The organism is Synechococcus sp. R6-7 (assembly GCF_047461695.1).
GTDB lineage: Bacteria > Cyanobacteriota > Cyanobacteriia > Thermostichales > Thermostichaceae > Thermostichus.
In genome coordinates this window covers 1-9619 of the sequence record NZ_JANSHS010000148.1, presented here as the reverse complement: position 1 = coordinate 9619, position 9619 = coordinate 1, and the positions used below count along the sequence as shown (strand labels likewise).

Here is a 9619-nt window from a genome sequence, read left to right as displayed (position 1 = left end):
TATCCTAACATAAGATCAACACGACCTAGATCGCTGGGTCGCACAGCATCACCTGGGAAGGCTGTCCACTCACCGGCAAGCAGTTCAGATCCAATTGCCAAAGCTGAGACAGGTGAGATTTCTCTGCTTTGGGCACCTGCAGCCAAACCTTGCCTCTTTGGCCCACTTGCAACACCTGTGAGCCGTCAGGCACGGCCATCTGGGCCAGGGGATCCCCTTTTTCACTGTACAGCCAGAGGGAAGTGGATTGCTCGCCCTCTCGACACAGCAGCAGCACGCCCCAAGGGGCCTTGGCCATCTGGACAGGCCAACCTTTCAAAAACCAGCGGCGCACCCGCAGCGGATTCACCTGCACCGAGTCGAGATAGGGGCAGCAACCTTGCTGGCCTTCCCTTCCCTCATCTGTTGCCGCAAAGAGCAACCGTTCTCCCAAGCTGATCACCCCCCCTTGGGGATCCAAGGGCAGGCGATGGCGAACGGGCTGGGATCCCGTCTGCAGAGACCAACCGGTCGCGACAGTGGGATGGTGTCCCTTGGGATAGGGCAAGAGGCTCATCTCCACCCACTGCTGCCCCACACCTGTCAACAAAACCAGATGCTCCGAGAGGGCCAGCAAGCGGGACAGGGATCCCTGCCAAGGCCAACGAAAATAGCAGCGGGAATCGGGGAAAGGCTGTGTTCCTGTCGACGTGGCCGGCTGCCATTGTACGGCCCCCAACTCTTGGGCGGTGGCCCAGAACAGCTCCTGTCGCTCTGCCAGCCAGGTGGCCTGCCAATCCCCTTCAAAGCTGAGCAAGGTACGGATGCGGCTGGGGCTGAGGTGCAAAAGGCTGCTTTGGGAGAAGGCCAGGGCCTCTGGGAAGGTGTTCAAGGGCAGCACCGCCCGAATCGGCTCATCCAGGGGGAAACGGGCCAAAGCAGGGGATCCCGAGGCAAGGTTCTGGAGCTCCAGCCATTCCAGCCTCTGGGGAGTCACCCGCAACAGCAGCGGCGATCTGGAGCCGCTGGGATCCTCGCAGATGCAGAACTTTTGCTCGGCCAGGAACTCCATCCCGCCAGTGTCAACAGAGCCCAGATCCGGCAGATCCCAAACCTGTACCCCAGGGGGCGGCCACCTGGGCAGGCGAGGGCCAACCCAACAACTGGCCGGCTCTTGCCACTCTTGGGCAAACACCGCCAAGGCCGACCGCATTTGGGCAGCAGTGCGGAACCGTCGCGAGGGCAACTTGCGTAGGGCTATCTCCAGCACCTCCCGCAGCGGGGCAGGGATCCCTTCTGGACAGACAAACGGCTGGTTGAGGTGGGCGTGCATCAACTGGCCGGGAGATCCGGAAAAAGGCCGTCGGCCCGTCAGCAGCTCCACCAGGATGATCCCCACCGCGTAGAGATCGGAAGCGGGACTGAACTGGCCATAAAACCGCTCCGGGGCCATGTAGGCAGGGGATCCGGTGGCGGTGATCTCGCCGGCAGCAGGCTGCAGGCGACGGGCGATGCCAAAATCCGTCAACTTCAGTTGCCAGCCTTGGGGCGTGGGCTTGAGCAGGATGTTCTCGGGCTTGACATCGCAGTGGATCACCCCCTGGCAATGGGCATGCTCCAACCCGGCCAAAATCTGATCCACAAAGCCCAAAACCTGTTTGACCGGCAGCCACAGCCCCTGTTCCACCTGGTTGATCAGCTCCCGCAGAGTGCCCCCCTCGCAGTACTCCAACACCAGGTAGCGACCCTCGCGGGCATGTTCGAGGGCATAGCAGCGGGTGATGTTGGGGTGGTTCAGGGTGAGCAGATGGCGCAGCTCCCGCAGCAGATTTTGGGTGGGAAAGCGCTCCGCCTGCAGCTCCTTCAGGGCCACCAGCTCTCCCCCCTGGTGGGGACGGGCACAGAACACGCGCCCATACTGCCCTTGGCCGGCCAAACCCAACATTTGGTAGCTATCGTGAATCGACTTGAGGGTACGGCTGCGTCGGGACACGGCCCCAGCCCAAGGGAAATCTCAGCACCTTTATCCCTAGCATGGAAATCTCCTCCCAGAATCGCCGCTTTTGGCGAATAGCCAGTTTCTTCCCAGCCGGGAAGCTATGAACCAGTCAATTGCTTGAGCAGCTCCGCCGCGTGGGTTTCCACGTTGATCTTGGTGATGATGGCCTCGATCTTCCCCTCCGGATCGATCACAAACGTGGTGCGGTGAATGCCGTTGTACTCTTTGCCCATAAACTTCTTCGGGCCAAAGACGCCATAAGCACTGGCCACCTTGCCTCCTTCATCCACCAACAACGGAAAAGGGAGCCGGAACTTCTGGGCAAATTTTTGGTGGGAACGGGCATCGTCGGCGCTCACCCCCAAGATGGCGATGCCGTGGGCTTGATAGTCAGCGTAGGCATCCCGAAAGCCACAGGCTTCTCGGGTGCAGCCGGGAGTGTTGTCTCGTGGGTAGAAGTAGAGCACCACCCGCTGGCCCCGCAACTGGCTCAAGCTGATGAGATTGCCCTCGGCATCGGGCAGGGTGAACTCCGGAGCCGGATCCCCAACCGCAAGGGGCATAGGTGGGATCCCTCCTCAGACTGATTTTTTGGGAGAGAGAATCATCGTGATGTTTCGCCCTTCCTTTTGGGGAGGCTGCTGCATTTCCGCCACGCCCTCCAGGTCTTTGAACAAGCGCTGCAGCAATTCTTCCCCCAGCTCGGCGTGCTGGGCCTCGCGACCGCGGAACATCACGGTGGCTTTCACCTTGTCTCCATCCCCCAAGAACTGTTGGGCGCTGCGCAGGCGCACGTTGTAGTCGTGCTCGCCGATGTTGTAGCGAAACTTCACTTCCTTGATCTCGGCAGTGTGTTGCTTCTTGCGGGCCTCCCGTTCTTTCTTCTCCTTCTCAAACTTGAACTTGCCGTAGTCCATGATGCGGCAGACGGGCGGGTCGGCCTTTTCGCTCACCAAGACCAAGTCCAGATCTTTTTCTTCTGCCAGGCGCAGGGCTTCGCGCGGGCTCATGATCCCCAACTGAGTGCCGTCGGTATCGATAAGGCGGATTTTGGGGAAGCGGATGCGCTCGTTGATAGCCGGCAGCTCTGCGCGCTGCTTGCGGGGGAAGCGGTCAGGTGGACGCTCTACGGTCAAGTTTTCCTCTCTCAACGAAATAACAACACAAGACAAATGCTAAGTAGGACTAGCCCCCTTCGGAGCAGTGCCGAACCCTGAGTTTGGACTCTCCAATCAAAGTCGGCCACTGGCCCGCAGGCCAAGGCAGGCTGCACCTATACTAACCGGCATTTTCCGTCTCTTTCTAGAGCCGTCAAGCGTTGTCAAGGCCCGCTCACTTGGGGATCCTGCCAGGCCGCGGTAGGATACCAAAGTGGCGATCTTGAACAGGATCGAGGGTTGTTTGTCGGCCAGCAGGGAGGGCAGAAGCGGTGCAGCTCGGTTTAACGGAACGGGAACTGACAGAGTTGGCCCAAAAGTCGGTTCAGCTCATCCTCAGCCCGCGGGAAGGGGATAGCGAAGCGCTGATCCAGTACAAGTCTTCGGCAGAATTTCGAGCGGGGGTGCATCTGGCCTGTGCGGCCATGGTGTTGGTCTTGGCAGAGAACAACGAGCGCCTCAGCCAGCAGTTGCAGGCTACTTTACAAAACTTATCTGCAGCCGTCGAGACACCCTCAGAGAAGGCTGCCGGAAGCTAGCCCAAGGATCCGCGAACGGGGGAGGAAAAGCCTTGGCTGAGGTGCGCAGCGAACGAGACTCAATGGGGGAGCGGCAACTACCCCAGTCGGTTTACTACGGCATCCAGACCGCCCGTGCCCTGGAGAACTTCCCCATCAGCGGCCTCAAGCCCCTGCCAGAGTATGTGGAGGCCTGCGTGCTGATTAAAAAGGCGGCGGCGGAGGTCAACGGCGAGCTGGGGTGCATTCCGGCAGAGGTGGCCAAGGCGATTGTCCAAGCGGCGGATGAGATCCTCCAGGGATCCCTGCGGGATCAGTTTGTGGTGGATGTGTACCAAGCAGGGGCGGGCACCTCCCACCACATGAACGTCAACGAAGTGCTGGCCAACCGCGCTCTGGAGATCCTGGGGGAGCCCAAGGGCCGCTACGAGCGGGTCAGCCCCAACGACCATGTCAACTACGGCCAGTCCACCAACGATGTCATCCCCACCGCCATTCGTCTGGCTGCCCTGCTGCGGGTGCGACGGGATTTTCTGGGCACGCTGGACAATTTGGTAGCGGCGCTGGAGCAGAAGGCCCAAGAGTTTCGCGGCATCCTCAAGGCCGGTCGCACCCATTTGCAGGATGCGGTGCCAGTGCGGCTGGGGGATAGCTTCGGCGCCTACGCGGCCATCTTTGCCCAACACCGTCGCTGGATTGAGGAGGCCAGCCAGGCCCTGTGCGGCTTGGGGCTGGGGGGAAGCGCCGTCGGCACCGGCCTCAACACTCATCCCCAGTACCGGCAAAAGGTGGTGCAACGGCTGGCAGAGTATACCCAGTTGCCCCTCACCCCTGCTCCCCACCCCATGGCGGCGATGCAGAGCATGGCCCCCTTTGTGCATCTGTCGGGATCCCTGCGCAACCTGGCCCAAGATGGCATCAAGCTGGCCAACGACCTGCGGCTGATGGATTCTGGCCCCAAGACCGGCCTGAAGGAGATCCAACTGCCGCCGGTGCAGCCCGGCTCTTCCATCATGCCTGGCAAGTACAACCCGGTGATAGCCGAGATGTTGAACATGGTCTGTTTCCAGGTGATTGGGCTGGATACCGCCATCACCCTCGCAGCCCAAGCGGGGCAATTTGAGCTCAACGTGATGATGCCCCTGATTGCCTATGACCTCCTGCACAGCCTACAGATCCTAAACAACAGCCTGCGGGTCTTTGCCGAGCGCTGTATTCAAGGCATCACCCCCAAACCGGAGCGCTGCCGTAGCTACGCAGAAGGGACGCTGGCTTTGGTGACCGCCCTCAACCCCTACATCGGCTATTTGCAAGCTGCAGAAGTGGCCAAGGCTTCTTTGGAAACCGGCCAGTCCATTCGGCAGATTGTCTTAGAGCGCAACTTGATGACCCCGGAACAGGTGGCCAAGGTGCTGGATCTGGAGGCGATGAGCCAAATGCAGTCCTAACCCATTCGCTACAGTGGAGGCATACTGCTCCTGCCTGGCCATGACCATCGCCCCCTATCGCTGGCCCACCCAGCACGACTTGCCCGATACAGACGACACCCCCTTGGACAACGAGGATCAAGGCCGCCAATACCCCCTCCTCCGGGAACCGCTGCTGCTGCACTGGTCAGATCGGCAAGACTTTTTTGTGGCTTGCAATATGGGCCTTTACTACGCCCTACCCCGGCAGGTCATTGTTCCAGATTTGTTTCTGGTGCTGGGGGTTCCCCGTTGGCGGGATGGCACTGCCCGCAAAAGTTATGTGGTTTGGGATGAAGGGAATATCTTGCCTATTCTCATCTTGGAGATCATCTGCAACGACCAGGGGGAAGAAAAACCCGGACAAGCCAAATTCCAGCTCTACGAAAGGCGGCTGCGGATCCCCTACTACGTCACCTTCGAGCTAGAGACCGATGAGCTGAATGTTTATCAACTCCAGGGCGGACACTATGAGCTGCTCCCCGGCTCAGGCGCTGGAGAACATCCCCCAATTCTGTTGCCCGATTTGGACTTGAGTATCGGTCGGTGGTGGGGATCCTACGAGGGGCGAGAACGCTTTTGGGTGCGCTGGTATGATAGGGCAGGGCAATTGTTGCCTACGGGAGCTGAACTAGAACGGCAGCGGGCTGAATTGGAACGGCAACGGGCTGAATTGGAACGGCAGCGGGCAGAATTGGAACGCTCCCGAGCCGAACGACTGGCCCAGCGGCTACGGGAACTGGGAGAAGACCCTGAATTTTGATCAGCTTTTCCAGGGATCCCCAAAAAAGAAATCTCCACCTACCCCCTACACTGGAATCCTGGCATTCCAGGGGGACATGATGACCAGACAGCGACTCAGTTTGTGGACGAAGCTGGCCTATGGGGTGGGGGATCTGGGCACAGGCATGACGGCCAACATCCTCATCTTTTTCCTGCTGCCCTTTCTCACCAATACCGTTGGCATGTCGGCAGGCCTAGCCGGCAGCATCTACGCCATCACTCGCTTTTGGGATGCCATCAACGATCCCATCATCGGCATTCTCAGCGACCGCACCCGCACCCGTTGGGGCCGTCGCCGCCCCTGGCTGCTGTTTGCAGCCCTCCCCTTTGGCCTCACGTTCCTGGCCCAGTGGTGGATCCCTTTTCCCGGTCGGATTGGCCCCCTGTTTGCCTACTACCTGGCGGTGTCGCTCTTGTTCAATACCTTCTACTCTGCGGCCAATATTCCCTACGCCTCCCTGACAGCGGAGCTGACCCAGGATTACGACGAGCGCACCCAGCTCAACCAATTCCGCTTTGCCTTCTCTGTAGGGGGCAGCATGGTTGCGGTGGTTACTTTTCCGCTCTTGGTCAACCTGCTGCCGGATCGGGCTGCCGGCCACCTGCTGGCCGGAGCCTGTTTTGGAGTGATCTCGGCTGTGCCCTTGCTGATCTGTTTTTGGGGGGTGCGAGAACGGTATCCATCCCAACGGGATCCCATGCCCCTGGTTCAACAACTGCGGGTGGCCTTCAGCAACCGCCCCTACCTGTTTGTCAGCGGCATCTACCTGTGTTCTTGGCTAGCGTTTCAGTTCACAGCCACAATCATCCCTTATTTCATCGTCTTCTGGATGGGCCTGCCGGAGGTGTGGATTTCCTTGGTGGTACTGGCGGTACAGGGGATCGCAGTGCTGACGCTGTTCGGTTGGACCCAACTGAGCACCCATCTGGACAAGCGCACCATGTACCTCATTGGGGCGGGGTTTTGGCTGATCTCGCAGGCAGGCCTGTTTTTTCTCCAGCCCGGGCAGCAGGGGATCATGATTGGGCTGGCTCTGTTGGCCGGCATTGGGGTTTCTGCTACAGCCTATCTCGGCCCTTGGTCGATGTTGCCGGATGTGATCGATCTGGATGAACTACAAACCGGGGAGCGGCGGGAGGGGATCTTCTACGCTTTTATGGTCTTCTTACAAAAGGTGGGCCTGGCGCTGGGACTGTTTTTCGTGGGGCAAGCTCTGGATTGGGCCGGCTTTGTGCCTTCGGTGGCCGGAGAGGCCCTGCCCATCCAGCCGGAATCGGCTTTGTTGGCCATTCGCGTTGCCATTGGCCCCTTACCGGGAGTGGCTTTGATCGGCGGGATCTTGCTGGTGTGGTTCTACCCAATCACCCGGCAGCGTCATCAGCAGATCCTGATGGAATTGGAAGAAAGACGGCAACAATACCACCCCAGCATCGAAAGATCTCCTTAGACCGCAAAATAGGCTACGGTTTCTAGCGGCAGAGCAACTGGCGCAATTGCGGGGGTTTTGATCTTCGGCCCAGGCTACTCCTCTCTCAGGGGCCTGCAGGATTACCTCATCAATGGCCTGAAAAAATGGCCTGAAAATCGATCACTCCTTCATCTCGCGCTGGGGGCCGAATGGAGAAAATGCCGAGACCATTCGCCTGATCATCACCTTGGCCCGCAGCCTGGGAATGGATGTCACTGCCGAGGGGATCGAAACCCTACAGCGACTGCACCAATGAGGCTGTTGAACTGCGAGTATGGCCAGGGCTATTTCTTCGCCAAACCTCTCTAGGATGCAGAGCAAATGCTGCGGTTGCAATTGGACAAGAGGTGAAGGGATCCCTGCCCTCAGTCTAGGATGATGCGCAGGCCGCTACCCGAGGGAGTCACCGGTTCAGAGCTGGGCAAAATCCGCAGCCCACTGCCGGAGGGCCGGGTCACCGTGTTGTCGATGTTCACAAGGAAGGTGTTGGATTGGCCGTCCCGCTCATACACCACCACGTCGTTGCGGTTGAACTGGGAGCGACAGATGATGGGGGAGTTGTCGGCAGCAGTAGCCGCACTGCAGCGGTAGCCAGGGGCAGAGACGATCTTGCCTTCTTCATCGATGGAAAAAGGAACTGCAGAGGGCAAGATTGGAGAAAAGACCGGCTGGTCGGGATTGAGGATCACCGAGCCACCTGTGCTGGGTTCTACCACGATCCCCCGCCCGTCGATGACGATCCGCTGCGCTTGGGCGGGAGAGACGGCCAGCGGCCCCAAGAGCAAAGCCAGGCTTAGGCCGAGTTGGAGGGGAAACAACAGCTTCATTGGATATCTCCTTTGGCCCAGGGCCATAATAGCTTCCAGGGATCCGCCAACGATCCTTGCAGGGGATGGATCCCTGGCTCAACCTAACTTGATCTTGACTTGATCTTGGCCCAGATGTCGGGCCGAACCCAGGGCGGAAGCCGTCACCTCTGTTGCCAAGATGGGCACTTTGCCGTCGGCTCGACTACCACAGCCCCGAGCGGCCCAACGCCAGCCCGACCACCAACATGCCCAACACCAAAAAGGGCTGCGCGCTGGCTTGGTATTTCACATCGTTGTTCAAAGGATCCCGCAGCAGGTACATATCTTGGAAGGTTATTTGCGGGATGATCAGCAGCACCAAAAGGGCCGCGTAAAGTTTTAGGCCCGCCCCCAGCAAAAACGAGGCCATGCCGAACTGGAACAGGTCGATCATCAGCACCGAGATCCAAGCGGCCCCCATCGCCCCAAACATCACCGGCAAAGAGGCCAAGCCAAACTGCCTATCCCCCTCGATGCTTTTGAAATCGTTGACCACAGCAATCCCCAGCCCGGCCAAGCTGTAGATCAGCGTCAGGATGCAGACCGTCCAGTTCAGCTCGCCAAACAAGGCGTGACCTGTCCACCAGGGCAGGGCGATGTAGCTGGCGCCCAGGGCGTAGTTGCCCAGCCAGCCGTTGCGCTTGAGCTTCAGGGGCGGCGCCGAGTAGATGTAGGCAATCAGGGCTCCTGCCAGCGCAATGCAGGTGATCACCGGGAAGTCATGGCCCGTGTACCAGTCCAGAGCGTAGGCCAAGCCCAACCCCAAGATCAGCAGCACCCAGATTTGGATAACCACCCGCTGCAGAGAGATGGCCCCCGAAGGGATCGGGCGGTAGGGCTCGTTGATGGCGTCGATCTCGCGGTCGTAGTATTCGTTCACCGTTTGGGTATAGCCCGTCATCAGGGGGCCCGCCAGAATCATGCCCACCAAAATGAGAGCCACATTCTCCCAAGTCCAGGTGAAGTGACCGGAAGATGCCGCCCCCGGAATCAGACCCCACACCAAAGGGATCCAGGTGACAGGCTTCATCAGTTGCAAGTGCAACTGCCAAATGGAGCGAGACTCCACCTCTGCTCCTTTCATGCCCAGCAGTTGACGGACACGCTGCGCATTCGACCCGCCGGTGCCAGGGGATCCCTTGCCGGGATCCGAGTCTGGGGTGGTTTCTTCCGCAGTAGCTCCTACCTCCTCTAAACTGGGCTCTGCAGCAAAGGCCATCTCAGCCGCCACTTCCGGCAAGGAGGGATCTTGAGGGATCTTTTCGCTCATGGTGGGATGCGCAATCAAACTGCAATAACGGGGATAACCACCCCCATTCTGAGACATCCTAGCCGGATTGCTCAAACAAGAGGAAAGAGTCAGAAAGTTTAAAGTCAGCTAGAAATCGCAGGAGCCCCGC

General features: G+C 59.4%; 10 protein-coding genes. 5 read left to right on the top strand and 5 right to left on the bottom strand.

Features of this window, described 5'->3' with window-relative positions; genetic code table 11:
- Positions 1–25 precede the first annotated feature (25 nt).
- From NW815_RS05135 to infC, 3 genes are all read right to left on the bottom strand, one after another.
- Entirely contained in the window at positions 26–1972 is a 1947-nt protein-coding gene (locus NW815_RS05135; RefSeq protein ID WP_414387777.1) for a serine/threonine-protein kinase, read from the bottom strand.
- A gap of 104 nt (positions 1973–2076) precedes the next feature.
- A complete protein-coding gene (bcp, locus tag NW815_RS05130; RefSeq protein ID WP_414387779.1) occupies positions 2077–2541 on the bottom strand; it encodes a thioredoxin-dependent thiol peroxidase in 465 nt (154 codons plus the stop codon).
- A gap of 15 nt (positions 2542–2556) precedes the next feature.
- Entirely contained in the window at positions 2557–3114 is a 558-nt protein-coding gene (gene infC, locus NW815_RS05125) for a translation initiation factor IF-3 (protein ID WP_414387780.1), read from the bottom strand.
- Positions 3115–3407: 293 nt separating this feature from the next.
- Here infC and NW815_RS05120 point away from each other — a divergent pair, with 293 nt between their 5' ends.
- From NW815_RS05120 to NW815_RS05100, 5 genes are all read left to right on the top strand, one after another.
- Positions 3408–3674 (top strand): hypothetical protein, encoded by a 267-nt coding sequence (locus NW815_RS05120; protein WP_414332053.1) that lies wholly within the window; start codon positions 3408–3410, stop codon positions 3672–3674.
- A 41-nt stretch (positions 3675–3715) separates the two neighbouring features.
- On the top strand, positions 3716–5101 hold the full coding sequence (locus NW815_RS05115; RefSeq protein ID WP_414387785.1) for an aspartate ammonia-lyase: 1386 nt from the start codon (positions 3716–3718) through the stop codon (positions 5099–5101).
- Between the two features lie 40 nt (positions 5102–5141).
- Positions 5142–5882, top strand: a complete 741-nt coding sequence (locus tag NW815_RS05110) for a Uma2 family endonuclease (protein WP_011432178.1) — start codon at positions 5142–5144, stop codon at positions 5880–5882.
- 79 nt (positions 5883–5961) lie between these two features.
- Complete coding sequence (locus tag NW815_RS05105) at positions 5962–7350, top strand: MFS transporter (RefSeq protein ID WP_414387782.1); 1389 nt, start codon at positions 5962–5964, stop codon at positions 7348–7350.
- 130 nt (positions 7351–7480) lie between these two features.
- Positions 7481–7627 carry an EAL domain-containing protein gene (locus tag NW815_RS05100; RefSeq protein ID WP_414415773.1) on the top strand — a complete coding sequence of 49 codons (147 nt, stop codon included), beginning with the start codon at positions 7481–7483 and terminating at the stop codon, positions 7625–7627.
- A 109-nt stretch (positions 7628–7736) separates the two neighbouring features.
- On the opposite strand, the gene NW815_RS05095 is transcribed toward NW815_RS05100, so the two are convergent.
- A complete protein-coding gene (locus tag NW815_RS05095) occupies positions 7737–8198 on the bottom strand; it encodes a hypothetical protein (protein WP_414387784.1) in 462 nt (153 codons plus the stop codon).
- A 184-nt stretch (positions 8199–8382) separates the two neighbouring features.
- The gene (gene chlG, locus NW815_RS05090) at positions 8383–9489 is read right to left on the bottom strand and encodes a chlorophyll synthase ChlG (RefSeq protein ID WP_414352183.1); all 1107 of its coding nucleotides are present in this window, start codon (positions 9487–9489) and stop codon (positions 8383–8385) included.
- Positions 9490–9619: the final 130 nt, after the last annotated feature.

Excerpts from the sequence above, each read along its gene's own strand:
- NW815_RS05105 (WP_414387782.1), top strand. The coding sequence starts at position 5,962 with ATGACCAGACAGCGACTCAGTTTGTGGACGAAGCTGGCCTATGGGGTG.
- NW815_RS05110 (WP_011432178.1), top strand. The coding sequence starts at position 5,142 with ATGACCATCGCCCCCTATCGCTGGCCCACCCAGCACGACTTGCCCGAT.
- NW815_RS05095 (WP_414387784.1), bottom strand. The coding sequence starts at position 8,198 with ATGAAGCTGTTGTTTCCCCTCCAACTCGGCCTAAGCCTGGCTTTGCTC.
- bcp (WP_414387779.1), bottom strand. The coding sequence starts at position 2,541 with ATGCCCCTTGCGGTTGGGGATCCGGCTCCGGAGTTCACCCTGCCCGAT.
- chlG (WP_414352183.1), bottom strand. The coding sequence starts at position 9,489 with ATGAGCGAAAAGATCCCTCAAGATCCCTCCTTGCCGGAAGTGGCGGCT.